This window comes from Tenacibaculum sp. M341 (assembly GCF_004337695.1).
Classification (GTDB): Bacteria; Bacteroidota; Bacteroidia; order Flavobacteriales; family Flavobacteriaceae; genus Polaribacter.
Window position 1 is genome coordinate 190,314 of sequence record NZ_SJXJ01000005.1, and the last position, 23,243, is coordinate 213,556.

At 30.5% G+C, this 23,243-nt stretch carries 24 protein-coding genes and 3 tRNA genes; 12 read left to right on the forward strand and 15 right to left on the reverse strand.

Features of this window, described 5'->3' with window-relative positions:
• Window positions 1–5: 5 nt before the first annotated feature.
• Together EYW44_RS07390 and EYW44_RS07395 are read right to left on the reverse strand one after the other, a co-directional pair.
• The gene (locus EYW44_RS07390; protein WP_132723027.1) at window positions 6–1,226 is read right to left on the reverse strand and encodes a hypothetical protein; all 1,221 of its coding nucleotides are present in this window, start codon (window positions 1,224–1,226) and stop codon (window positions 6–8) included.
• On the reverse strand, window positions 1,226–4,324 hold the full coding sequence (locus EYW44_RS07395; RefSeq protein WP_132723028.1) for a hypothetical protein: 3,099 nt from the start codon (window positions 4,322–4,324) through the stop codon (window positions 1,226–1,228). The genes EYW44_RS07390 and EYW44_RS07395 overlap by 1 nt, the downstream gene beginning before the upstream one ends.
• A 174-nt stretch (window positions 4,325–4,498) precedes the next feature.
• On the opposite strand from EYW44_RS07395, the gene EYW44_RS07400 reads away from it, so the two are divergent.
• Both EYW44_RS07400 and EYW44_RS07405 read left to right on the forward strand, forming a co-directional pair.
• Window positions 4,499–5,626 (forward strand): response regulator, encoded by a 1,128-nt coding sequence (locus EYW44_RS07400; RefSeq protein WP_132723029.1) that lies wholly within the window; start codon window positions 4,499–4,501, stop codon window positions 5,624–5,626.
• 104 nt (window positions 5,627–5,730) lie between these two features.
• Window positions 5,731–6,870: a response regulator gene (locus tag EYW44_RS07405; RefSeq protein WP_132723030.1), complete on the forward strand. Its 1,140-nt coding sequence runs from the start codon at window positions 5,731–5,733 to the stop codon at window positions 6,868–6,870.
• A 221-nt stretch (window positions 6,871–7,091) separates the two neighbouring features.
• On the opposite strand, the gene EYW44_RS07410 is transcribed toward EYW44_RS07405, so the two are convergent.
• Entirely contained in the window at window positions 7,092–8,000 is a 909-nt protein-coding gene (locus tag EYW44_RS07410; protein ID WP_132723031.1) for an MBL fold metallo-hydrolase, read from the reverse strand.
• A complete protein-coding gene (locus tag EYW44_RS07415; RefSeq protein WP_132723032.1) occupies window positions 7,987–8,433 on the reverse strand; it encodes a GNAT family N-acetyltransferase in 447 nt (148 codons plus the stop codon). The genes EYW44_RS07410 and EYW44_RS07415 overlap by 14 nt, the downstream gene beginning before the upstream one ends.
• Before the next feature lie 26 nt (window positions 8,434–8,459).
• On the opposite strand from EYW44_RS07415, the gene EYW44_RS07420 reads away from it, so the two are divergent.
• From EYW44_RS07420 to EYW44_RS07430, 3 genes are all read left to right on the forward strand, one after another.
• Window positions 8,460–8,906 (forward strand): GNAT family N-acetyltransferase, encoded by a 447-nt coding sequence (locus tag EYW44_RS07420; RefSeq protein ID WP_132723033.1) that lies wholly within the window; start codon window positions 8,460–8,462, stop codon window positions 8,904–8,906.
• Window positions 8,907–8,970: 64 nt separating this feature from the next.
• Window positions 8,971–9,043 (forward strand) — tRNA-Gly (locus EYW44_RS07425).
• Between the two features lie 385 nt (window positions 9,044–9,428).
• Window positions 9,429–9,501: transfer RNA gene (locus EYW44_RS07430), tRNA-Gly, on the forward strand.
• Window positions 9,502–9,560: 59 nt separating this feature from the next.
• Here the strand turns inward: EYW44_RS07430 and EYW44_RS07435 are convergent.
• Complete coding sequence (locus EYW44_RS07435; RefSeq protein WP_132723034.1) at window positions 9,561–10,211, reverse strand: rhomboid family intramembrane serine protease; 651 nt, start codon at window positions 10,209–10,211, stop codon at window positions 9,561–9,563.
• A gap of 91 nt (window positions 10,212–10,302) precedes the next feature.
• Here EYW44_RS07435 and EYW44_RS07440 point away from each other — a divergent pair, with 91 nt between their 5' ends.
• Entirely contained in the window at window positions 10,303–11,208 is a 906-nt protein-coding gene (locus tag EYW44_RS07440; RefSeq protein ID WP_132723035.1) for a lysophospholipid acyltransferase family protein, read from the forward strand.
• Between the two features lie 535 nt (window positions 11,209–11,743).
• Here EYW44_RS07440 and EYW44_RS07445 read toward each other — a convergent pair.
• From EYW44_RS07445 to EYW44_RS07465, 5 genes are all read right to left on the reverse strand, one after another.
• Window positions 11,744–12,241, reverse strand: a complete 498-nt coding sequence (locus tag EYW44_RS07445) for a hypothetical protein (RefSeq protein ID WP_132723036.1) — start codon at window positions 12,239–12,241, stop codon at window positions 11,744–11,746.
• 248 nt (window positions 12,242–12,489) lie between these two features.
• Window positions 12,490–12,565, reverse strand: a tRNA-His gene (locus tag EYW44_RS07450).
• A gap of 55 nt (window positions 12,566–12,620) precedes the next feature.
• A complete protein-coding gene (gene bshB1, locus EYW44_RS07455) occupies window positions 12,621–13,337 on the reverse strand; it encodes a bacillithiol biosynthesis deacetylase BshB1 (protein WP_132723037.1) in 717 nt (238 codons plus the stop codon).
• Complete coding sequence (locus tag EYW44_RS07460) at window positions 13,334–13,777, reverse strand: OmpA family protein (RefSeq protein WP_132723038.1); 444 nt, start codon at window positions 13,775–13,777, stop codon at window positions 13,334–13,336. The genes bshB1 and EYW44_RS07460 overlap by 4 nt, the downstream gene beginning before the upstream one ends.
• 5 nt (window positions 13,778–13,782) lie before the next feature.
• Window positions 13,783–14,931, reverse strand: coding sequence for a trans-sulfuration enzyme family protein (locus EYW44_RS07465; protein WP_132723039.1), 1,149 nt, complete (start codon window positions 14,929–14,931; stop codon window positions 13,783–13,785).
• 73 nt (window positions 14,932–15,004) lie between these two features.
• Here EYW44_RS07465 and EYW44_RS07470 point away from each other — a divergent pair, with 73 nt between their 5' ends.
• The 5 genes from EYW44_RS07470 (at window position 15,005) to EYW44_RS07490 (ending at window position 19,212) form a co-directional block, all read left to right on the forward strand.
• Entirely contained in the window at window positions 15,005–15,748 is a 744-nt protein-coding gene (locus tag EYW44_RS07470) for a Rossmann-like and DUF2520 domain-containing protein (protein ID WP_132723040.1), read from the forward strand.
• The gene (locus tag EYW44_RS07475) at window positions 15,741–16,268 is read left to right on the forward strand and encodes a KdsC family phosphatase (RefSeq protein ID WP_132723041.1); all 528 of its coding nucleotides are present in this window, start codon (window positions 15,741–15,743) and stop codon (window positions 16,266–16,268) included. The genes EYW44_RS07470 and EYW44_RS07475 overlap by 8 nt, the downstream gene beginning before the upstream one ends.
• 116 nt (window positions 16,269–16,384) lie before the next feature.
• The gene (locus EYW44_RS07480) at window positions 16,385–16,810 is read left to right on the forward strand and encodes a DUF2147 domain-containing protein (protein WP_132723042.1); all 426 of its coding nucleotides are present in this window, start codon (window positions 16,385–16,387) and stop codon (window positions 16,808–16,810) included.
• A 242-nt stretch (window positions 16,811–17,052) separates the two neighbouring features.
• Window positions 17,053–18,585, forward strand: a complete 1,533-nt coding sequence (locus EYW44_RS07485) for an alpha/beta hydrolase-fold protein (RefSeq protein ID WP_132723043.1) — start codon at window positions 17,053–17,055, stop codon at window positions 18,583–18,585.
• 66 nt (window positions 18,586–18,651) lie between these two features.
• Window positions 18,652–19,212 (forward strand): hypothetical protein, encoded by a 561-nt coding sequence (locus EYW44_RS07490; protein ID WP_132723044.1) that lies wholly within the window; start codon window positions 18,652–18,654, stop codon window positions 19,210–19,212.
• Here EYW44_RS07490 and EYW44_RS07495 read toward each other — a convergent pair.
• The 4 genes from EYW44_RS07495 to EYW44_RS07510 form a co-directional block, all read right to left on the reverse strand.
• Window positions 19,199–19,753, reverse strand: coding sequence for an NUDIX hydrolase (locus EYW44_RS07495; RefSeq protein ID WP_132723045.1), 555 nt, complete (start codon window positions 19,751–19,753; stop codon window positions 19,199–19,201). The two genes, EYW44_RS07490 and EYW44_RS07495, sit on opposite strands and share 14 nt — an antisense overlap.
• A 72-nt stretch (window positions 19,754–19,825) precedes the next feature.
• Window positions 19,826–20,917: a M42 family metallopeptidase gene (locus EYW44_RS07500; protein WP_132723046.1), complete on the reverse strand. Its 1,092-nt coding sequence runs from the start codon at window positions 20,915–20,917 to the stop codon at window positions 19,826–19,828.
• Window positions 20,918–21,005: 88 nt separating this feature from the next.
• A complete protein-coding gene (locus EYW44_RS07505; RefSeq protein ID WP_132723047.1) occupies window positions 21,006–21,827 on the reverse strand; it encodes a lysophospholipid acyltransferase family protein in 822 nt (273 codons plus the stop codon).
• A 36-nt stretch (window positions 21,828–21,863) separates the two neighbouring features.
• Window positions 21,864–22,499, reverse strand: coding sequence for an NUDIX hydrolase (locus tag EYW44_RS07510; protein ID WP_132723048.1), 636 nt, complete (start codon window positions 22,497–22,499; stop codon window positions 21,864–21,866).
• Window positions 22,500–22,603: 104 nt separating this feature from the next.
• On the opposite strand from EYW44_RS07510, the gene EYW44_RS07515 reads away from it, so the two are divergent.
• Window positions 22,604–22,882, forward strand: a complete 279-nt coding sequence (locus tag EYW44_RS07515) for a hypothetical protein (RefSeq protein ID WP_132723049.1) — start codon at window positions 22,604–22,606, stop codon at window positions 22,880–22,882.
• On the opposite strand, the gene EYW44_RS07520 is transcribed toward EYW44_RS07515, so the two are convergent.
• Complete coding sequence (locus EYW44_RS07520; protein WP_132723050.1) at window positions 22,879–23,196, reverse strand: DUF6787 family protein; 318 nt, start codon at window positions 23,194–23,196, stop codon at window positions 22,879–22,881. The two genes, EYW44_RS07515 and EYW44_RS07520, sit on opposite strands and share 4 nt — an antisense overlap.
• Window positions 23,197–23,243 lie beyond the last annotated feature (47 nt).

Below are 23,243 nucleotides of genomic sequence, written 5' to 3' on the forward strand. Positions count from 1 at the left end.
AAAACTTAATCTTTTAGGTGGATGTTTTCAAATACTTTTTGATTTCCGCCAGTTTTTAAAACTAATTTATACTCTCCGTTTGGATAAAAATCTTTCTTTAATTTGAAAGAAAGCATTCCCTTTCTTGATAATCCTTTTTTGGTATCAACTAAAGTATCATTCTTAAAAATACTTAATTCAACAGGAAACCCATCAGGAATTAACTGATCCATAAAACTTTTTAAAACACCTACAGATATTAACCTATTGTTATCTGAAAATTCAACATTAAAATCATTAAACAATTGCACAAAGCTCAGTTGAATAGTATTGCTTTCAGCAATGCCGTGTATGTATGCTTTTACAGTCCATGTTTCTTCTTGGTCTGGGTGAATCATTTTTGCTTTAGCAATACCGTTTATAGTATTTCCAGAAGTTTTTAAATATGAATTGTTGTTGCATTGAATAAAAAAGTCTACGTGGGTTCCGTCACTAACGATATTTTCAAATTGATCTCTTATGATGCTAGTATAAAAAGTAGTAATTTGATTGGCATCAGCATATCTATGAGAGCGTTCACTATTAATAGTAAAATCAACTGCATTATCAGGGAAAATTTCAGCGGTAATTTCTTTAGAAGAAATCCCTTTTGATACTGAATTTACCAATACTCTACCAGATTTATCCGGAGAAAAAAGGTTTTTCCAAGCCATTAAATGATTCGTTTCTTCTGCATTTTTTTCAATACTGTTTAAAAATTGAAAATTAATAGAAACTTCAGTGCCTTCAATCAAAGGATTGTCGTTACTATCAGTAGGAATACTTACTAACATAGCATAGTCTCTACCACCAGCAATAATACTTGGCGGACCAAAATAGGATTCTATACGATGGTTTTTTTCAGAAGGTAACACCAAAATAGTATTTTCTAAAATAGTATTTCCATTTTCAAGTATTTTCCAATTTAAGGTTCCTCTTTTTTTATAAAAATGAGGAGGAATATTAAAAGTAATACGATTGGAGTTTACTTCAGGTTCAAGTACAGTAGTACTGTATGAATTAGAACAATAAAGTAACAAAGAAGAATTGGTTGAAGAGAATTCTAATGTAATTGGATTTCCTGCAATACTCTCAGAAATTGGCTGTATTATTTTTATAGCTGAAGAAGTATTAGCTGTTTGTTTGTTGTTAGTAACAGAAATCAACAATAGGTATAAAAAAACGATATGTACGTGTTTTATATTCATTAATTAGGATTTCCAATGTAATTGTTCAACTGAATACTAATATAATTAAAACCTTTACCATTTACTTTTAGTAGATTTTCTTTACTGTGTGAACGTCTTCTATTTGGTACTAGTTTATCAGAAATATCTTGGTTTGGTAGCCCGTTAACAAAACAAAATTCTAAATCGTTATAAATTTCAGTGATATCGGATAAGTCTTGTAGAGGAATGCTAAAATCTTGTTTACGTTGTTGTCGTACCCCATGTTTTAAAAACTGATGATCTATCCAAATAAGTTTTTTTTGATCAGAATAATAAGAAACGATTAATTGACAAATAGTAGACTCTTCACTTCCCGAATTAAAAACAGAACCAGAAACAATACTATCATTAACTGTAATACGATCAATACCAACACTGGTGTATAAATCTTTATAAGCTACATTTCCTTCAGCATGTAAGTTAAAAAGAACAGGTTGCTCTTCAAACTCTGTTGGAGTAAATTCGTCAGGATTAAATGTTTTAGGAATAGAATCTTTTGTTTTGGACCAAGCAATACCTTCAAAATTAATACGATAGTTAGAGATTTCTTTAGGCATTAATTTATGTTTAATAATGTCTTTAGCATTGTAATTAGCTAACTTTTTATTATCAGCATTGTACAAAGTAGCTTTAATAGCAACATCAGCAGGAACATTGTCAACGTTTTGTATGCTACCAACAATGGCGTAACTTTTCCCTTTTTTAACAAGTTTAGCCTTTAAAATTTCTAACACAGGTTGTTTTAATACATCTTCATGAAGTGTTTGTTGAGTGGTAACTCTTCGTCTACCATGATTAAAGTAGGTGGTTTTATTATTTACCATCAATTGATCTGGTGGTAAATCAGAATTTGGTTTCGGAATTATCACATACCATTTATTCCTTCTTTTTATCAACTTAAAAAAATGATGCTTTTCTGCTTTTTCTAACGGAGTAATCCAATAGGTAGTAACTTTAGCTTTGGCATTGGTGTCTGTTTCATCAGTAATATCAATATCAATGGCGTCCATTTTAGCATAAGAACTCAATAGCCCATCGTTTACAGCAACTTCTAATAAATATTGATCTAATAAAATATTACTTTCCGGATCAACATAGGAATGGGCTTCTTCATAGCGTTTAAAATCTAATGCATCAAAATAAGCCTGTATTACACTGGTAGGCGATATTTGAGTTTTGTTTTCAATATAAAAACGATGAAATGCAACACTCACAATAATACAAGTAATAATTCCCCAAATAAAGGAACTGTAAACCATAATTCGGGAAAACTTATTGTAACGTATTGGATAATTTAAATATTCAGATTTTTCTGCGTTTTTTGATGAAAACTTAAAGACTCTCTTAAAAAGAGATTGAATATTAATGATAAAAAAGGTGAGTATGACTGTTAAAAAAGGCATAACTCCCCACATTATTTTTTGATATTTAGGAACATCTTCCTTTGGTAAAATAGAAGAAAGTGGAGGAACACCTAAACGTTCCCATACCATAATTCCGTTTTCTAATTGTTGTAAACGTTGCCATCCGCAGAAGTAGAGAATAGGATCGTAGAATTTGTCGTTAGAAAAAACATATTTCAAATTGTATTTTTCTGGAATGGTTAAAAATTGTTGTAATGATCCAAGCCCTTCAATTCCTCTAAATTTAGAATTCTCCAACCTTTCTATAGCTCTGGTGGTAAGTTCAGGTAACCTTCTTGCAGAGTGGTAGTTTCCATCTACACTCATAGCCTTTGTTTGCGCTCCTAGCCAAGCAATTTGATCTCCAAAACCTAATGTTAAATATCGCCAATGGTCATGTTGGTCTTGAGTTAAAAAGTTAACAATAGGAAGCATTTTAATTTTCTGAGGTTGCGACGGTCTAAAATAGCCTAAACAAACGGTGAAAATAGAAATTGCTAAAAAGGTAATAGCTAAAAAACCACCTAATAAACGATGAGGAACTGCCCCAATTTTTTGTTGTAATAATGTTTTTAAATCAGTTTCAACCAAACGATATACAAATTCACCAAATAAAGGAAGTGACATAATAGAAGCCCAAAGTGTAAATCGGTCTAAGGTTAAAATATTAAAAGCATTATCGCCCAGCATCATTTTAGGAATTGGAGTAGTACCACCAGTACCCAAAATAGTTAGTATAGTAATTGATATTCCAAAGAAAAGATAGCGCTTGCTATAATATCTGTAAAAAATGTAGGGTAATAATACGAGCATTATGCCCCATGGAATTAAAAAGAAAACTAAACCAGAAGAGGTAACTTCTAAAAAATTATCACGAGATCCATGTGGAATAGGAACTTGAGTAATAGGGTTCTTTTTGGTATTAATCCAGTAAGGAAGTAAACAAAAAATGATTAAAAAGAGTGACGAAAAACCAAACATAATCATTCGTTTAAATAAACGACCAAAGGTGATTAAAAATAGTTTTAAAGTAATCTTTTTAAAACTTCCTGCTTCATCTTTAGCCGTATCCATAATAATCATACCAATTAAAGGAAAAATAAAGAATACCATTCCAAAAATTGGAGTTACGTGATGAGAAGTTACCGTAACAGAAATTAATACGAGCGATTTAAATAAGTATTTATAAAGTCCTGTTTTAATCCATAAATAAATCTCGGGTAGGGCATGCATTAAAACCGATATACCTACAATACTAGGCAACTGGCCGAAAATATGAAGGGTTTCTGCAAATGAGGAGGAAAAAACGGCAATTAATGAGGCGTATCCTGCTACTTTTCGATTTCCAGTAATAAGTAACGCAAATCTGTAAGCCCCTGTAATGAATAATAAAATAGCAATGATGCTAACCGTAAATAATCCGAATTTTAATCCGCCTATATATGATAGAAAACCAATTGATTGATGAACTAATGGAGGATATCCCATTACAGTAAAGCCAGTGTACCAACTATAATTCCAAGGATCAAACCAACTAGTTGCGTAGTGATTAGCAAAGAATAAATGTATCAAAGCATCATAGGTGTATTCTAATGTGAAAAACACACAAGTTGTGTGATACATTAATCCTATAAGAATGGCGCTGATTAAATATTTATTGGTCTTATTATCCAAAGAAATTATTTTCCTTAAATATACAATAATGAAGAATAGATTAAAATTTTAATCATCGATTTAAATTGTGCATTCGTCTAAAAAGTGAATTTAACTAATTGTTTATTGGTATATTAGTGTTATATTGCCAATAGGGGGTAAGGCATTAATAAAACTTAAAAAGACTTAATTATTATGAAAATTCTTACCATAGACGATCAAACTTTGATTCTTCTTTCTTTAGAGAAAAAATTATCTGAGTTAGGTTACGAAGTAATTACTGCGAAAACAGGAGGCGAAGGAATTGAGCTTTTTGATATTGAAAAGCCTGATTTAGTAATTGTGGACATAAATTTACCTAAAATGTCTGGTTTAGATATTGTAAAGTATATCAAAGAAGCTGCAATTGCAACCAAAGTCATGATTATGTCAGGAGATACACAAGAAGACACTATTTTAAAAGGTTTTAAGCTTGGTATAGACGATTACATGAAGAAACCTGTAAGCTTAAATGAAGTAGTAGCCAGAGTAAAAAAATTAATAGGAACTCCTACCATAAAAAACATACCAGAGGAAAGCAACGGACTCATTAGAGAAAAATGTATTGGTGTAGTTATACCATGTTACAACGAAGAAGATCGTTTGCTTAGTGATGAGTTTACCGCCTTTGTTTATGCTAACGTTGGTTATCATTTATGTTTTGTAAATGATGGTAGTACAGATAAAACACTAGAGGTTTTAAATAAACTTAGTGAAGGCAGAGAAGATTATATTAGTGTATACAATTGTGAAAAGAATGGAGGTAAGGCTGAGGCTGTTAGGCAAGGAGTGTTGCATTTAGCTCAAAATTCTGAATTGGATTACATTGGTTTTTTAGATGCTGATTTGTCTACTGATTTTCAGGATTTTGATGATTTAGTAAAAACTATTGAAACTACTAAGTACAAAATTGTAAGTGGATCTCGTATTTCAAGAATGGGAGCTAATATTACAAAACAGTCTGCTAGACAGATTATTAGTTTGACGATAAACTACATTATTCGTAAAATTTTAGGCATGAATTTTAAGGATACTCAATGTGGTGCGAAAATAATTGATAAGGATGTAATTCCTATTTTATTTAATGATAAGTTCATTACAAGATGGTTGTTTGATGTTGAGATGTTTTTACGTATGAAAAAACATTTTGGAGAGAAGGCAAAATCATTTATTTGTGAACAACCATTAAAAAGATGGATTCATGCAGATGGATCAAAATTATCAATGCGAGATTCTTTAAAAATAGCATTTCAATTAACAAAAATAGCAACTCATTATAGATAAATTGCTGTTTATAAGTTGTTTGTTTAAAATATAATTGTATATTTAGAAAAAAATTAGGGGAGGCGATGAGTGAGTACATAAAGTGTAATCATAACCCCAATTTTATGAAAATTATTACTATAGACAGTCAAAAGTTAATTTTGCATTCTCTAAAAAAAAGGCTAATTGAAACAGGATACGATGTTGAAGCTGCCAGTTCAGTTGATGAAGGTATTGAGCTTTTGAAAAAAGAAACCCCAGATTTGGTTACTGTAGATATAAAAATGCCAGATATGATTGGTATTGATGTATTAAAGTATATCAAAGAAGCTAAATTGAATACTAAAGTTGTTGTTATATCGGGTGAGGTAGAAGAGGATTTAATCACAGATTTATTTGACTATGGTGTTGATGAGTTTATTAGAAAGCCAGTTTCTTTAAATGAAATTGTTGCTAGAATTAGTAGACTAATTGGTTCTGTTAATACTCTTGAGCAGAATTTAGCTATAAATTTTGGAGTTATTTTAAGAAATAAAAGTGTAGGAATTGTAATTCCTTGCTACAACGAAGCAGATCGTTTTTTCAAAGAAGAATTCAGAACATTTATAAACAATAATATAGGTTATTACCTGTGTTTTGTTAATGATGGAAGTACCGATAATACATTAGAAAAGTTAAAAGAAATTCAGCAAGGCAACGAAAACTGCATAGGTATTGTTGATTGTGCCGAAAATGGCGGTAAAGCTGAAGCTGTTCGTCAGGGAATGCTTTACTTAACAGAAAAAAGCGGTTTAGACTTTGATTACTTAGGTTTTTTAGATGCAGATTTGTCGACAAACTTCAAAGATTTTAATAGCTTAATAGATGTTATTGAAAGAAGTAATTACAAAATTGTTAGTGGTTCTAGAATAGAAAGAGTAGGAGCTAACATAAAAAAAGCATCCAAAAGAAGGGTGATTAGCCTTACTATAAACTACATTATTCAACGAATTTTAAAAATGAATTTTAGAGATACCCAATGTGGGGCTAAAATTATAGACAAAGATGTAGTTCCTTTATTATTTAAAGATAAGTTTATTACGAGATGGTTATTTGATGTAGAAATGTTTTTAAGAATGAAAAAGCATTTCGGAGATAAAGTAAAATCTTTAATTTGTGAACAACCATTAAGAAGATGGATTCATGCAGATGGATCAAAGCTATCTATGAAAGATTCAGTAAAAATAGCATTACAATTAACAAAAATAGCGACACATTATAGATAATTTTTATATGATGTCATTAAGTTTTATTTCAAGCAAAAGCTCTGTACCGTCGTTAGTATAGAGCTTTTTTTATAACTTTTAAAAAGAGATATATCATATTCAATAAAAAAACTCCCTCTCATAAAAAGGGAGCTTAACTTCTTTTAAGAAGTTCCTTCTGAAGGAACTCTCAACTACACGTTGAATTTAGTAATTAAATTGTTAGAAAAAAATAGCTTATGTTAAAATTTTTTATTTTTTTTTGTAATACTCCTATATATTGTTTCTCGCATTCGCTCACTAGTGATAAACCATCCTTCACCATACTTTTTATCATCATACTCTTTGGTTATTGAATTATCTTTTTTAATATCTTCTAATGTTTTTCCTGCGGTTATTTTTTCTTGAATTCTGTTTTTTAGCAGTACTAACATTTCTTTGTAAGCAAGTAATTCTTTTTTGTTAGATAATTTTCCATGACCAGGTATAATAATTGTTTCATCATCAGCTATTAATAATGCTTTTTCAGCAGAAGCAATATCACCATCAATGCTACCACCACTATTTAAATCGATATAAGGAAACTTTCCATTAAAGTAAGTGTCGCCCATATGAATAACATTGTTTTTGGTAAAGTAAATATGAGTATCACCATCGGTATGGGCGTTATGTACATGAGAAATTAATACATCATCATTATTAAAATGAATCATCAAGTCTTCAGTAAAAGTAATAATTGGTAATGCAGCTTTGGGAGAAGCAGGTCTTGTTTTTCCTCTAACAACAGATGTTGCTCCCATACGTTTTCTAACATTTTTATGAGAAACTATTACAGCTCCTTCTTTACTCATGTTTTCATTTCCTCCAGTATGATCTCCATGCCAATGCGTGTTTATTAAATAATTAACAGGTTTGTCTGTAATTTTTTTAATAGCAGCTAAAATTTTGGGAGTCAATTTAGCAAATTGATCATCAATCATAAAAGTACCATCTTCACCAATAAATAAGCCTATATTTCCACCTTGACCTTCTAACATGTATACTTGATCGGTAATTTTAGTAGGCTTGATTAAAACTTCTTTGTTTTGAGCAGTTGTAATGACAGAAAGAGAAAGGAATAGGAGTAATGTGAAATTTTTAATTGTTTTCATGTATAATGGTTTTGAACATTTTGTAATGGTAACCTACTTGGTCTACCATAAATTTATTTCCGCTGACTTTAAATCCGTTTTTTATATAAAAGTTGGTAGCATTTTCTCTGGCGTTACACCACAAAAAATCAATATCCAATTCTTTTAAAACATTGGTCGCAAAGTGTAGCAATAACTTTCCATGTCCCATTCCACGTTCCTCTAAACTTGTAGCCATTCCTCTTAATTGATACTGTTTACCTTCTAGTTCAGTATATTTATTTTTTATAAAAGTACCAATAGATACAATATTTGTGTTTTTAAAAACACCTATATGAAAAGTGTCTGTGTCTAAATCTTCCTTAAACTCAACAGGTAAATCAGTTCCTTTTCTTAGTATTTCTTTCCTTAAAAAATATGTTTCTTTGGCTGTTATTTTTTTTACTGTAATCATTACTTTTATCTAAAAATATAATTTTTATGAACTTAACTTTTAAACCTATTTTAAAAGAAAACATTCTAACAATTCTTCCTTTATTAAAAATAGTAAACACTAAAACACCTCACGATATATTAGAAAAACGTGTTTTAGAAATGGGAAATTACCAAAATTATGAATGTGTTGCTGTTTTTGATGATGAAAAAATGATCGGTATATCTGGACTTTGGTATAGCACTAGACATTATATTGGAAAAAGTGTTGAGCCAGATCATGTTGTTATTTTAGAATCGTACAGAGGAAAAAATATAGGAAAGAAGTTTTTTAAGTGGATTTATGAGTATACGAAGCAAAAAGGTTGTGAGGCAATGGAGTTGAATACATATACGTCTAATACTAAATCACATAAGTTTTATTACAATGAAGGGTTTAATATTTATGCTTTTCATTTTCTAAAAATTTTAAGGGAAGATCAAAACTTTTTTTAAAACTTTTTTTGAAAAGTTTTGCAGAAACGAAAAACCTTACTATATTTGCACCCGCAATGCCAACGCGGGAGTAGCTCAGTTGGTAGAGCGTCAGCCTTCCAAGCTGAATGTCGCCGGTTCGAACCCGGTCTCCCGCTCAAAAAACCGAAACTTTTTTAGTTTCGGTTTTTTTTATTCTAAAAAATAAGTCAATCTGTTTAAAGTTTATTCGTTTCCAAATAAAAGATATCTTAGAGTAATAATATCTATTGTGGTAATCATAGTAGTGTTGTTGGTAACAATTTGGCTTCATAAATAATAATCTAATAGTTTTTAATGAGTGTATAAAAAGTTTAATGTTACTTAGTTTATTTTATTCTGTAGATAGAATATAAAAGACAGACTTATTGTAAAAAATATATCCGAGTAAAGAGTTTGATAATGTGAGAAGTATCGTTTTATGAATTACTATAATTGTAGAAAAAAATATAAAAGTTTTGTAGAAACGAAAAACCTTTCTATATTTGCACCCGCAATACCAATGCGGGAGTAGCTCAGTTGGTAGAGCGTCAGCCTTCCAAGCTGAATGTCGCCGGTTCGAACCCGGTCTCCCGCTCAAAAAAACCGAAACTTTTAGTTTCGGTTTTTTTATTTTAAAAAGTAAGTCAAATCAGTTTAAAACCGATTCGACTCTAATTTGTTACCAAATAAAAGTAATCCTAAAATAATAAGACCGATAGTAATAATCATTGGAGTGTTATTCATAACAACGCTAGGTTGTATTAATAAGGTGATCACATAACCTCCCATAGCACCTCCTAAGTGTGCGGAATGTCCAATGTTACCTAATTTGTTTTTCATTCCGTAGATTGAATATAAAAGATATCCTACCGCAAACACATATCCAGGTAAAGGAATAGGAATAGGTAGCATGTAAAGTGTCATTTCTGGTTTTAGCATAATTGCAGAAAAAACAATTCCAGAAACAGCTCCTGAAGCTCCTATAGCAGAATAGTAGTAATCATCTTTATTTCTGTATAGAGAATACATGGATCCTGTTAATAAGCTTCCAAAATAAATTAATAAAAAGTAGGTATTGCTAAAATTGTTGCTAACTACGCCACCAAATAAGTAAAGTGCCCACATGTTTAGTCCTAAATGAATCCAATCAGCATGTAAAAAGCCCGAGGTAATCATTCTTAGTTTATCTCCTTCTAAAATTCTGTTAACTTGAAATTTGTACTCATTAAAAAATTGATTGTCTTCAAAGCCTTTCCAAGACGTTAATACGGTAGCAATTATTATAATTAATAAAACGGTATTCATAGATGTAAAATTTGAGGCAAAGCTAAGAAAAGATTTACATTAAGAGGTTTGAATTTTAATAACGATATTTGTGAAAAATTTGAAACTTTAGATGAAACTAATTTTATTTATCATAGCGTATCCTTTTATCTTGTTGGTGTCTCATTTACCAATGAGAGTGTTGTATATTATCTCTGATTTTTTGTTTTTGATAGTGTATTATGTGGCAGGTTATAGAAAAAAAGTAGTGTATGGTAATTTAAAATTGGCTTTTCCAGAGAAAGATGAAGCTGAATTAAAAGTGTTACAAAAGAAAGCATTGCGTCATTTTTGTGATTTTCTAGTAGAAAGTGTTAAGGCTTTTTCTATTTCAGAAAAAGAGATGTCTAAGCGTTATAAGTTTGTGAATCCAGAGGTGTTGAATTCGGTTTCAAAACGAAAAAAGAATATTATTTTAACAGGTTCTCATTTAAACAATTGGGAATGGTCGGTTTCTATGCCGTTGGTTTCAGAAATTGAAATTTTTGGTACTTACAAAGAGATTAGCAATCCATACTTCAATGATTTTATGAAAAAATCGAGAACAAAGTTTGGTGTGGTGGCTTCTAAAATGCAAGAAACCATTCCAAATATGCTTAGTAATTTAAAGAATAAAATACCTGGAGCTTATATTTTGTTGAGTGATCAAAATCCACCTTTAAATAAAGTGTATTATTGGTCGGAGTTTTTTGGGGTAAAAGTTCCTGTGCATACAGGAGCTGAGCTTTTAGCTAAAAAGTTTGACATGGCAATTATTAATTATTCGCCAATAAAAGTAAAAAGAGGTTATTACGAAGTTACGTTTGAAGTGATAACTGAAAATCCTAAAGAATTTGATAATTACGAATTAACCGATAAATACTTAGCAGTTACTGAAAAATACATAAGAAAGCAACCTGAGTTTTATTTATGGACACACAAGCGTTTTAAGCACAAGGATAGATATGATTATTGGGTTGAAAATTTTAAGAAAAACTAAAAAAGGGAAAACAATTATATGTAGAATTTAAAAAGTTATATAAATTGATCGATTAACCCCACAACAATTACACTTTTACATGTTCTAATAAAAATTGCATCCCCAATCCTTAATTAGTACAAATCTAGTATAGTCTCATAATTTGCACAACTTCAAAACACCCTGAAAGCCTACTCAGGGTTTACCCTGAGTCGTTAAGGGTTTTCCCTTAGTATAATTTTGTCAAAAATGGTGTAAGTAGTTTTTTTTAATGTTGGATTTATAATTAATATTAAATTGTAGGCTAACATTAAGTCTTGTTTTTGTGATATGATTATTTTTTAGGTGTTTTTGTTGAGGTATTGTTAGTTTTTTATGTTAATATAAAAATAACATTAATTAAATGTGTTGTTTTTTTATATGATGTATAATTAACGCTTTTTTAGCTCTATTTCTTCTAATAGTTATTTGAGAAATCGGTGGTAAGTAACTAAAATTAAAAAACCTCGAAAAATATTCGAGGCTTCACTTTATAAAACTAAATTATATGTTTTAATCACTTACTTGAATAAAATTGAGCATTTGTATTCATGTTATGAAAAGAATTGGTTATTGAGGTTAATTGGCTTTCTGACATTTTAGAAGTTTTTTCTAAAATTTTCATGAACTTATCTACAGATTTTTTTGTTTTAGGATAGCTAATATTGTTTCCTTTAGAGTCTATAGAAATATCTATAAAGTTCCCTGCATCATCAAGAATATACCAAAAAGGAACTCTGTTTTCTTTTGAGTTGCTTCCCATTTGTTCATTTGGAATAGCGATGTCAACAAAAACGTAACTCTTTTCTAGTAAATCTCTGTGTTCTTCATTGTTGAGCTGTTTGCTTAATTTTTTGCTTAACTCAGAAGATTCTGAAAAATAGTTTACAAAAACGTATTTCTTTTCCAGTTTTGCTTTTTCTAAAGCATTGTCAATAAGTTGTGTAGTTTTGTTTTGTGCGTTAGAGAAGTTAAAAATTACAGAGGTTAATAGTAAAAGTAGATATTTATACATAATAGTGGGGATTTAAGTTATATTAAATATAGCTAATTAAAAGGTTATTAGTGGTTTAGTTGGGCTTTGCTTTTGTGTATTTCAACGATTGAATGTTACCTTTCAGCTAAGTAACATTTTGTTTAGAGGGAAAACTAGTTTGCTAAAGTTTATGTTTAAAGTGTTGAAATTGAGTTTTCTATGTTTTTTGTAGTGCTTTTTAAACTATAGAAAATAAAAAAGCCCTTTAAAAAAAGGGCTTCTAATCTGGGTGAAAGACCGGGTTCGAACCGGCGACCTCTGGAACCACAATCCAGCGCTCTAACCAACTGAGCTACAATCACCATTTGCGACTTGCGGGTGCAAATATATAACTTTTTTTAGTTGCTGCAAAAAAAAATCAAATTATTTTACTTAAATTTTCTACGGCAATATATCTTTCTACTGTAAAACCTTCTGCATATTCGCTTCCAACAAGGCGTCCTAGATCTCTAGCTCGGTATACTATGCTGTCTGTGAAGTTTTTACTTGTGATTGGTGTTTCAGGCTCTTTACTATTCGGATCGTAGAACTGAGAACTGTAAGCCATAACAGCATCTATCTTTTTTTCAATAAATCCAGAAACATCTACAACAAAATCAGGTTCTATGTTTTTCCATTGAATATAATGATATACTAATTTAGGTCTCCATTTTTCCTGTTTTTTACCATCTAGCTCGGTTTCAATTTTTAGTAAGCCACTTAAAAAGCAAGCATCAGATACTAACTTACTTCCTTTAGGGTGGTCAATATGACGATCGTCAATAGCATTGCATAAAACAATCTCAGGTTTATATTTTCGAATCATTTTTATAACCTCTAGTTGGTGTTTTTTATCATTTGTAAAAAAGCCATCTGCAAAGGCTAAGTTTTCACGAACAGAAGCACCTAAAATTTCAGCTGCTTTTGCTGCTTCTTTATCTCTTAGTTCAGCGGAACCTCTTGTACCTAACTCACCACGAGTTAAATCTACAATACCGACTTTTTTTCCTAAAGATACTTCCTTGGCGATGGTAGCTGCTGCACCTAATTCTACATCATCTGGATGTGCCCCAAATGCTAATATGTCTAATTTCATTTTTTACTTTTTAAGTTTTTAATTTCTTCTTCGGTAATTTGTTTAATTTCTATGCGTCTGTTTAAATATCTAGTTGCTCTTGTTTTTGAGTTACAACAAGGATATAATTCTCCTTTGCCCATACTAACAATTTTGGATGAATTAACTCCTAAATTGACAAATATTCTCTGAACCATACCTGCTATTTTATCAGTTAATATTTGGCTATCTTCTTCTTTTCCTTCTGAAGATGTATGGCATTCTATTAAATAGTAACCATCTTTTTTATTGATATAACTCGCTATTTCTTTCATTGCATCTAAAGATCCTTCAAAAAAAACGGGGCTTTTACCCTTAAAATGGATTTTTCTAGCCAAGCTATCTAAATATGTTTTCTTTACTCTTTGAGCAGTTCCTGTAAAATTAATCAGGAGTATTATAATTAAAGCAATTTTTTTCATAAATATTATTTGGCTAAGGCTTGTTCAATATCTGCTATTAAATCTTCTGTTTCTTCAATACCAACAGAAAAACGAATCAAACCATCTTTTATTCCTTGGCTTTCTCTTTCCTCTGGAGATAAAAGAGCGTGAGAAGTTTGTGACGGACTTAAAACAGTACTTTCTACACCTGCCAAACTCATAGACGGTTTTATTAGCTGTAAATTACGCTGAAATTGTATTGCGTCAATTTCATCGATCAATTCAAATGACATCATACCTCCAAAAGCCTTCATTTGAGTTTTTGCTAATTCGTGATCTTCATGTGATGTTAACCCTGGATAATATACTTTCGCTATTTTAGGATTTTGTTCTAAGTATTGTGCCATTTTTAAAGCATTTTCACTTTGGCATTTTACACGTAAATTCATCGTTTTCAAACTTCTTTCAAGCATCCAAACGGTAAAATCGCTTAAACTACCACCAAAATTCTTAGCTAAATTCCAAATTCTTTTAATATGTACTTCACTAGTAGCAACTGCTCCAGCTAAAATATCAGAATGTCCTCCCATATATTTTGTAGCAGAATGAATCATAACATCAATACCAAAATCAACTGGAGTTTGGTTTATGGGTGAAGCAAAAGTATTGTCAATCATTGTAATAATGTTGTTTTCTTTTGCTAAGTCAGCAACGGCTTTAATATCTACTAATTTTAGTAATGGGTTAGAAGGTGTTTCAATAAAAATTACTTTGGTATTTACTTTTATTTCCGATTTAAAATCATCAATAGCTAAACTTTTAGTAAAAGAGTATTCAATTCCAAATTTATCAAATTCTTCAACCACAAAATTATAAGTACCTCCATACAAAGTTTCTTGTAATACCACATGATCTCCTTTTTGTAAAAAAGCTAACATTGTAGTACTAATAGCAGCCATCCCAGATCCAAAAATTAAAGCTTCTTCAGTTTTTTCTAAAGCTGCAATTTTTTTGCATAATGCTTCTTGGTTAGGTGTATTAAAATATCGTGGGTATCTTTTTACATCTACATCATAAAACTGATATGAACTAGACATATATAATGGAGAAACTGCTCCTTTAAATTGCTCATCTTTTAGTTCTCCTACGTGCGTACAGATAGTATTTATTCCTAATTGGTTGATTTTTTTCATGTAACGAAATTTAGCCATCTAATTTACTAAAACCTTTCTATAGCCTCAAATAAATTATATATCTTCGCTTTATATGATATCGGTAGTAATTCTAGGTAGCGGCAATGTAGCGCATCATTTAACTCGTGTTTTTTTACATAATGAAAACGTGAAGGTAAAGCAATTGTATGCTCGTTCTATTAAGAAGATACAATTATTTGAAAGTAGTGTTTCAATTACAGATAATGTAGCTTTATTATCTAAAGCCGATGTATACATACTAGCGATTTCTGATGACGCAATAGCAGAAGTATCATCTTTTTTACCAAAGGAAGCTTTTGTAGTACATACTTCTGGAAGTGTATCAATGGATACATTACAGAATGGTGGTAGTAAAGGAGTATTTTACCCGCTTCAAAGTTTTTCAAAAGATAAAGAAGTAGATTTTAATAAGGTACCTGTTTGTGTTGAAGCTGAAGAAGAGCATCATTTACAGCTCTTAGAAAAATTAGCGAATATAATTACTAAAAAAGTATTCAGAATTAATTCGATGCAAAGAAGTAAGTTACATGTAGCAGCAGTGTTTGTGAATAATTTTGTGAATCATATGTATACTATAGGTAATGATATTTGTAACACTTTTGAAGTTCCTTTTGAGGTATTACATCCTTTAATAGAAGAAACAGCTGCTAAAATTCAACATATAAATCCTAAAGAGGCTCAAACTGGTCCAGCGAAGAGAAATGATCAGAAAACGATTCAGCGTCATTTGAATGATTTAGATAAACAACAACAAGAAATTTATAATTTAATAACAAAATCAATCCAACATGGATAAAAGCTATAAAATACTTTTTAATGATGTAACTACATTTATTTTTGATGTAGATGGTGTACTAACAAACGGTATTGTTACTGTTTTTCCGAATGGAGAGTTGGTTAGACAAATGAATATAAAAGACGGGTATGCATTGAAAGCTGCTGTAAAAGCAGGTTATAACGTGTGTATTATTTCTGGAGGAAAAAATGAAGGTGTTCGTACGCGTTTAGAGAATTTAGGGATTAAAGATGTGTATTTAGGAGCACATAATAAGCTAGTGCAATACAACGAGATTTTAGAAAAATATAATTTAAACCCAGAGCACATTATGTACATGGGAGACGATATTCCTGATGCACCTGTAATGGAAAAAGTAGGTGTTCCTTGTTGTCCTAACGATGCGGTTAGAGAATTGCAACAGTTATCTGTTTATATTTCAGATAAAAAAGGAGGAGAAGGTTGTGCTAGAGATGTAATAGAGCAGGTAATGCGTGTGCAAGGAAAGTGGCAAGATAATTTTGATGCTACTTACGATTAAAAAACTGGCATGAAAAATGAAGTAAGAATTAATGTAGTTTAAAAAATAACAAATGTTATTTTTTTATATTGCGAAAAACATAATATTTACAAACAAATACAATTAATATAGATAACATGAAGAAAGTAACGTTAACAATTTTATTTTTAGCTTTAGTAGCATCAGTAAGCGCTCAAACTATTTTTGGAAAATGGGAGAATAAAGATGAAGATACAGGAAAAGTAGATAGTGTTATTGAGGTTTACGAAAAAGATGGTAAAGCTTATGCTAAAATTGTTGAAATTTTAAATGAAGATAGAAAGGATGCTGTTTGTGACCAATGTAAAGGGAAAAATAAAAATCAACCTATTTTAGGAATGAATATTTTAAATGGTTTAGAGAAAGATGGAGACGAATGGTCTGGAGGAAAAATTTTAGATCCTAAAAACGGTAAAGTATACAAGTGTTACATTCAGCTTGTTGAAAATGATAAGTTAAAAATTAGAGGATACATTGGTTTTTCTTTAATTGGTAGAACTGCTTACTGGTATAGAAAGAAATAATTTTATTTTTAAAAATATATAAAGACTCCGACAGAAATGTTGGAGTTTTTTTATGGAAAAGAGTTAAAATCGTGATATTTCAGAGTTTTTTAACAAAAAGAGTCTCTTTCTTTCGATATTTTTGATTTAAACAGAAAACAAAAGGTTATATTTGGTATAATGCTAGATAAAACTTAACGATAGGTAATTGCGCTACGTTTTGTTTTTTGCTTAATCAACCAATATCATTTATTCTAAAAATTATGAAAAAAAAACTCTTAGGAGTGTTGCTATGTTTCATAGTAATGCTTGATGTCGTCAGTCAAAACAATGTAGGTGAATTAACGGTGAACTTATCTTTTTCAGAAAAGATAAAATCTTTAACAAAGAGTAAGGGAAGGCTTTATGTGTTTTTAGCTGAGAATGAAAAACCACAACCAAGGCTTCAAACCTTTCCGAATCCAATGAGTTTAAATCACATTTTTGCAACTAACTTTTCCAATTTAAATCCGAATCAATTATTAGTGTTAAATAGTACACTGCCTTGGTCAAAAACTATTAATTGGTCGTTGAATTCTATTCCAAAAGGAGAATATTTTCTTCAGATATTATGGGATCAAAATTTAGACATGTCTAGAACTGATGCTCCTGGTAACTTATTTAGTAAACCACAAAAAATTACTGTAAATGGAAAACATACTGTAACCGTTGAAATAGATCAAATTGTTACTGAAAGAAGGGTGATTACTCACAAACAGGTAAAAGAAATAAAGTTTCAAAGTAAAGTGCTCTCTGAGTGGTGGAATAAACCAATGTATTTGAAAGCGAGTGTATTGCTTCCGTTGAATTATAAAAGCGGAAAGAGTTACCCAATTAGATATAATGTTGCTGGTTATGGAGGTAGGTATACAAGGGTAAATAGTATTGTTAGAAATGGAGAGTTTATGGATTGGTGGAATTCAGAGAAGTCTCCAGAGATTATTAACGTGTTTTTAGATGGTGATGGACCGTTTGGAGATTCGTATCAGATGGATTCTGAGAATAGTGGACCTTATGGAAAGGCATTGGTTTATGAGTTAATTCCTTTTATAGAATCAAAATACAGAGGAACATCTAACGCGCTTACTCGTTTTGTTGATGGTTGTTCTACCGGAGGATGGGTGTCGCTTGGTTTACAATTATATTATCCAGATCATTTTAATGGAGCTTTCTCATACAGTCCAGATGCGATAGAGTTTGAAAATTATCAGTTGATTAATATTTATGAGGATAAAAACATTTTTGTGAACGAATTTGGTTTTCCCAGGCCATTTGCAAGATTTATTGATGGAGAGCCATTTTTATCAATGAAAAAGTTTATAGAATTTGAAAATGTGTTTGCTAGTTCTAATACATATTTAAACTCAGGAGGTCAATTTGGTTCACACACAGCATTATATAGCCCAAAAGGTGAAAATGGTTTGCCTAAGCCTTTATTTGATGCTGAAACTGGTGAAATTGATAAGTCAGTGTCTGAACATTGGAAGAAATATGATTTTAAAATTTATGCAAGAAAAAACTGGGATACTTTAGGACCTAAGTTAAAAGGAAAAATATTTATATGGATGGGAGATATGGATCATTTTTATTTAAATTCGTCGGCTAGGGAGTTTAGTGAATTTATGAGTAATACAGAGAATCCTAAATCAGATGCAGAGATTATATTTGATCCTTTAGAAGGACATTGTTCTAAATTTTCACATAGAATTGTTTTAGAACAAATTCAAGATAAATTAAAGAACATAAAAGAGTATTAGTCTAAAAATAAATAGAATTTACAAGGGAGGCTATTAAAGCCTTCTTTTTTTTGATATAGCAAGTATATGGCAGTGAAAGCAAAGAAATATTTTAATCAATTTATAAAAGAAATTATACCAGTAATTGTAGGTATATTAATAGCGCTATTTATAAATAATTGGGCAGAAACAAGAAAGGAAAAGAAGTATATAGAAAAGATTTTTTCTACTATTTCGAAAGAACTGTTAGAGACTAAAGAAGATATCGTAAAGAAAACTGCACAGCAAAATAGGCTGATAGATTCATTAAGCGCTAATATGAATAATAAAAACAAGTCTTTATTTAATGTTGTTTATGAAGCTGGTGGTATTTCTTTACCACATATAAGGGTAAGTACTTGGAAGGCTGTTTCTAATTCTAAAATAGAATTGGTGAACTATGAGAAAATTGCTGTTTTAGCAGATATTGAAGGGCTAAAAGAATTGTTGCATTTAAAGTTAGAGAAGGTTTTGGATTTAATTTATAGTGGTATGTATAGTGTAGATTATAAAGAAAAAGAAATCTTAAAAATTATGATGCATGATGTGATTGGTACTCAAAAGTCAATTTTAAAAGATATAGAAAAATTTCAAGCTATTGATTCGTAAATAGTTTATCTGTAATTGCTGTGTGTACATTTGCATAATAATCATGAAATTGAGGAAGTAACACATTTTCATGTTTTTCAGTTTCTAGTAAAATATCTAAATCGAATAAATCAATAGCGTCTACTTCGTCTTCTTGAATTTTAAGTTGATTTACAGGAATGGTTAACTCAGTAATAAAAACATGATGGAATTCATTATCAATAATTCCGTTGTTATGTTTTACTTGATGTTTACGAGTACCTATTTTAGTTAGTTTGTTTTTAGGTATAGAAAAGCCAATTTCTTCTTCAATTTCTCTGATAGCAGCATTCTCAATACTCTCTCCAGCGCCAATATGTCCAGCTACAGAAATATCCCATAAACCAGGAAATACTTTTTTATTAAGACCTCTTTTTTGAAGTAGTATCTTTTTGTTAGAGGTGTATATCCAAATATGAACAGTAGCATGAAAATATCCAAATTGATGAGCTTCAGACTTTAAACAGGTTTTACCTGTATAATTACCTTGTTTATCAACAATGTCTATCAATTCATCAGCCATAATTAGTTGTTTTTTGAAAATGAGAATAAAAAAGCGTTTAGAAGTATGAACTTTTAAACGCTTTAAATCTTTTTATTTGAAATAAGAGAATGTTTCTCCGTTTTCTATTTTAAGTAATGCTTCGTAAATCATTTTAATTACATTCTCTACATCCTCTCTGTGAACCATTTCTACAGTAGTATGCATATAGCGTAAAGGTAATGAGATTAACGCAGAAGCAACACCGCCATTGCTGTAAGCAAAAGCATCAGTATCAGTTCCGGTAGCTCTAGATAGTGCCGACCTTTGGAAAGGTATATTGTTTTCTTCAGCACCTTCAATAATTAAATCACGTAGTTTTTGTTGAACTGCAGGAGCATAAGCAACTACAGGTCCTTTACCAATCTCTAAATGACCTTGTTTTTTCTTATCAATCATTGGAGTTGTGGTGTCGTGAGTTACATCAGTAACAATCGCAACGTTTGGTTTGATTGTTTGTGTAATCATTTCCGCTCCACGTAATCCAATCTCTTCTTGAACAGAGTTCGTTACATATAAACCAAAAGGAAGTGTTTTGTTGTTCTCTTTTAATAATCGAGCAACTTCAGCAATCATAAAACCACCCATACGGTTATCTAAAGCTCTACAAACAAATTTATCTCCATTTAATACATGAAACTCATCTGGATAGGTAATAACACAACCAACATGAATCCCTAATTCTTCTACTTCTTCTTTGGTAGTACAACCTACATCGATAAAAATATTATCTGGTTTTGGAGGAGTTTCTTTTCCTTTGTCTCTTGTGTGAATTGCAGGCCATCCAAAAACACCTTTTACAATACCATTCTTAGTATGAATGTTTACAATTTTACTCGGTGCTATTTGATGATCACTACCACCATTTCTAATAACATAAATTAATCCGTTGTCAGAGATGTAATTTACATACCAAGAAATTTCATCAGCATGTCCTTCTATTACAACTTTGTATGGAGCATCCGGATTAATAACTCCTACAGCAGTACCATATGTATCTGTAATAAATTCATCAACATAAGGTTTTAGGTATTCCATCCATATTTTCTGTCCTTCCCACTCATAACCAGTAGGAGCAGCATTGTTCAAATATCTTTCAAGAAAGTCTAAAGACTTTTCATTTAGAATTGATTTGTTTTCTGACATACTTTTATATTATAATTGATTTGTTTTTATCTATTAAAAAGTTTGTAGTTAGTTTGGTAATGGTTAGCTAACTTTTATCTTGATCGTATTAGTCTTTCTTTTTGTCAACTCCCCAAAAACTTCTACTTTCAATAAATTCCTCTTGTTCTTTTAATTGCTCAGGAGTTAGTACTTTTAAGAAAGAAGGATGTTGTTCAATAGCATATTCAATTTTCTCTACAATGCTACTAATTTCTTCATTTTCGTAATCAATATCTAAAGGCTCTTTAATAACCATCGATTGTAAAACATTACGCTTTTTAATCATTAACCCTTTCTTATCAAACGAACGTCTAAAACCATCGATAACAATTGGTATTACAACAGGTTTATATGTTTTAATAATATGAGCAGTTCCTCTTCTAATAGGTTTAAAAGCAGTGGTAGTACCTTGCGGGAAAGTAATAACCCATCCATCATCTAATGCTTTACTAATATTAGAAATATCAGACATTTTAACTTGTCGTTTTACATCTTTTCCAGCGCTTCTCCAAGTTCTATCAATAGAAACAGACCCGGTGTAAGCGAATATTTTAGGTAACAACCCAGATCTCATAGTTTCACCAGCAGCAATGTAATAAATGTTCAATTTAGGATGCCATATATATCCAATGTTTTTAATATTATCTACACGTCCTTTTAAAGAAGCGTTAAACACATGTAACATGGCAGCTACGTCTGCAAAATAAGTTTGATGATTAGAGATAAAAAGAACATTTTGATCAGGTAAGTTTCGAATAATTTCTGAACCTTCAATTTGTAGTTCATTAAAACGACGATAACGACCATGAGAAATAATACCAAGAATTCTAATGAGCCATTTTTTAATCCAAAGAATATGTCCGAACGGATTTCTTTTAAATAGGGGCATAAAAAATTTTTTATTTAAACAAATTTACAAAAGATTTTAAAGAGTACCCTTTATTAAATCTTTTATTTCAGAAAGAATCATAGCTGTAGCTCCCCAAACAATGTGGTTGTTTAATTTAAAACAGGGAACATCTATTTCTTTCATATAAGAAGTTTCCATAATTTCAGAAGTCAAATTTTTATCATCTAGTAAATCAGAAAGTTTTACATCAATAATTTCTTCTACTTCTTCATTAGGAGTAAATTTAGGTTTTGTATGAACATAACCAATAAAAGGCGAAACCATAAAATTACTTGGAGGTATATAGGTTTCAGATAATTCTCTAATAACAATTACTTCATTTCTAGGTACATCAACTTCTTCTTCAAGTTCTCTCAAGGCAGTTTCTTGTAGAGAAGTATCTGAATTGTCAAATTTTCCACCAGGAAAACTAATTTGAGCTGAATGTGTTCCATTATAACTAGCTCTTTTGGTTAGTAAAAAGATAGTTTCATTATTGTTATCAGGATAGAATAGTGCCAATACAGCTGCTTTTCTAGGGTTACGTTCTCTTATTTTTTCTTCTGAAAATTGCAATCTCAATTTAGGAACAAGTTTAAATTGAGAGGGTAATCCGCCTAAAGAATCATTTTTAAGTTGGTTAATTTTGGAATTAAAATTTGAAAATTTCATTAATTCTGTTACTTTTTTCTAGTTTTTAGAGTCTAAAATAAAGAAGGTAGCATAAAACAATACACAATCTTTATTGAAAACGTTCTACAATAAACTAATTAAAAATGAATCGAAAAAATAAATACAAAAAATTAGCATTAAGTATAGTTTTTGACGCAGTAGGATATGCATCATACCTTTTTCCTGTATTTGGAGAATTTATAGATGTTGTTTGGGCTCCATTATCTGCATTTTTAATGTTAAAAATGTATAAAGGAAACAAAGGTAAAATAGCTTCAGTAACAGTTTTTATTGAAGAAGCATTACCTTTTGTAGATGCAGTGCCAACATTTACATTAATGTGGATTTACACATATCTACTAAATAAGACTGAAAAAAATTAGCCGTTTTTTTTGCTGTTGAATAAGAAACCTAAGCCTAAACGACCTAAAAATTTCTTTTCAAACTCCCAAAAGAATTTAAATTGACCAAATAACCATCCAACAATAGGTAAAGTAGTTTGATATATAGGGAATATTAAAAGAAATCGTAAAGGATAATATATCCAAGGACTTATAGTTTCTGGAGAAAGCCCCAAAAAATGAGTGATAGGTTTTGCTACCCAAGCAGCAAAAGAACCGTTAATAGAAAATACTATAAACACAGCAATTACATCCCAGTTTGTTTTTAAGCCCCAACGCTCTTTAAGTTTTTCCATGGCGCAAAAGTATAAAAAGAAAAAGGGTAAACAAAAATGTTTACCCT

What these genes read in the sequence shown, in the direction of transcription:
- EYW44_RS07390 (WP_132723027.1), bottom strand. Translation starts at nt 1,226, where the DNA reads ATGAATATAAAACACGTACATATCGTTTTTTTATACCTATTGTTGATT.
- EYW44_RS07400 (WP_132723029.1), top strand. Translation starts at nt 4,499, where the DNA reads ATGAAAATTCTTACCATAGACGATCAAACTTTGATTCTTCTTTCTTTA.
- EYW44_RS07405 (WP_132723030.1), top strand. Translation starts at nt 5,731, where the DNA reads ATGAAAATTATTACTATAGACAGTCAAAAGTTAATTTTGCATTCTCTA.
- EYW44_RS07410 (WP_132723031.1), bottom strand. Translation starts at nt 8,000, where the DNA reads ATGAAAACAATTAAAAATTTCACATTACTCCTATTCCTTTCTCTTTCT.
- EYW44_RS07415 (WP_132723032.1), bottom strand. Translation starts at nt 8,433, where the DNA reads ATGATTACAGTAAAAAAAATAACAGCCAAAGAAACATATTTTTTAAGG.
- EYW44_RS07420 (WP_132723033.1), top strand. Translation starts at nt 8,460, where the DNA reads ATGAACTTAACTTTTAAACCTATTTTAAAAGAAAACATTCTAACAATT.
- EYW44_RS07435 (WP_132723034.1), bottom strand. Translation starts at nt 10,211, where the DNA reads ATGAATACCGTTTTATTAATTATAATAATTGCTACCGTATTAACGTCT.
- EYW44_RS07440 (WP_132723035.1), top strand. Translation starts at nt 10,303, where the DNA reads ATGAAACTAATTTTATTTATCATAGCGTATCCTTTTATCTTGTTGGTG.
- EYW44_RS07445 (WP_132723036.1), bottom strand. Translation starts at nt 12,241, where the DNA reads ATGTATAAATATCTACTTTTACTATTAACCTCTGTAATTTTTAACTTC.
- bshB1 (WP_132723037.1), bottom strand. Translation starts at nt 13,337, where the DNA reads ATGAAATTAGACATATTAGCATTTGGGGCACATCCAGATGATGTAGAA.
- EYW44_RS07460 (WP_132723038.1), bottom strand. Translation starts at nt 13,777, where the DNA reads ATGAAAAAAATTGCTTTAATTATAATACTCCTGATTAATTTTACAGGA.
- EYW44_RS07465 (WP_132723039.1), bottom strand. Translation starts at nt 14,931, where the DNA reads ATGAAAAAAATCAACCAATTAGGAATAAATACTATCTGTACGCACGTA.
- EYW44_RS07470 (WP_132723040.1), top strand. Translation starts at nt 15,005, where the DNA reads ATGATATCGGTAGTAATTCTAGGTAGCGGCAATGTAGCGCATCATTTA.
- EYW44_RS07475 (WP_132723041.1), top strand. Translation starts at nt 15,741, where the DNA reads ATGGATAAAAGCTATAAAATACTTTTTAATGATGTAACTACATTTATT.
- EYW44_RS07480 (WP_132723042.1), top strand. Translation starts at nt 16,385, where the DNA reads ATGAAGAAAGTAACGTTAACAATTTTATTTTTAGCTTTAGTAGCATCA.
- EYW44_RS07485 (WP_132723043.1), top strand. Translation starts at nt 17,053, where the DNA reads ATGAAAAAAAAACTCTTAGGAGTGTTGCTATGTTTCATAGTAATGCTT.
- EYW44_RS07490 (WP_132723044.1), top strand. Translation starts at nt 18,652, where the DNA reads ATGGCAGTGAAAGCAAAGAAATATTTTAATCAATTTATAAAAGAAATT.
- EYW44_RS07495 (WP_132723045.1), bottom strand. Translation starts at nt 19,753, where the DNA reads ATGGCTGATGAATTGATAGACATTGTTGATAAACAAGGTAATTATACA.
- EYW44_RS07500 (WP_132723046.1), bottom strand. Translation starts at nt 20,917, where the DNA reads ATGTCAGAAAACAAATCAATTCTAAATGAAAAGTCTTTAGACTTTCTT.
- EYW44_RS07505 (WP_132723047.1), bottom strand. Translation starts at nt 21,827, where the DNA reads ATGCCCCTATTTAAAAGAAATCCGTTCGGACATATTCTTTGGATTAAA.
- EYW44_RS07510 (WP_132723048.1), bottom strand. Translation starts at nt 22,499, where the DNA reads ATGAAATTTTCAAATTTTAATTCCAAAATTAACCAACTTAAAAATGAT.
- EYW44_RS07515 (WP_132723049.1), top strand. Translation starts at nt 22,604, where the DNA reads ATGAATCGAAAAAATAAATACAAAAAATTAGCATTAAGTATAGTTTTT.
- EYW44_RS07520 (WP_132723050.1), bottom strand. Translation starts at nt 23,196, where the DNA reads ATGGAAAAACTTAAAGAGCGTTGGGGCTTAAAAACAAACTGGGATGTA.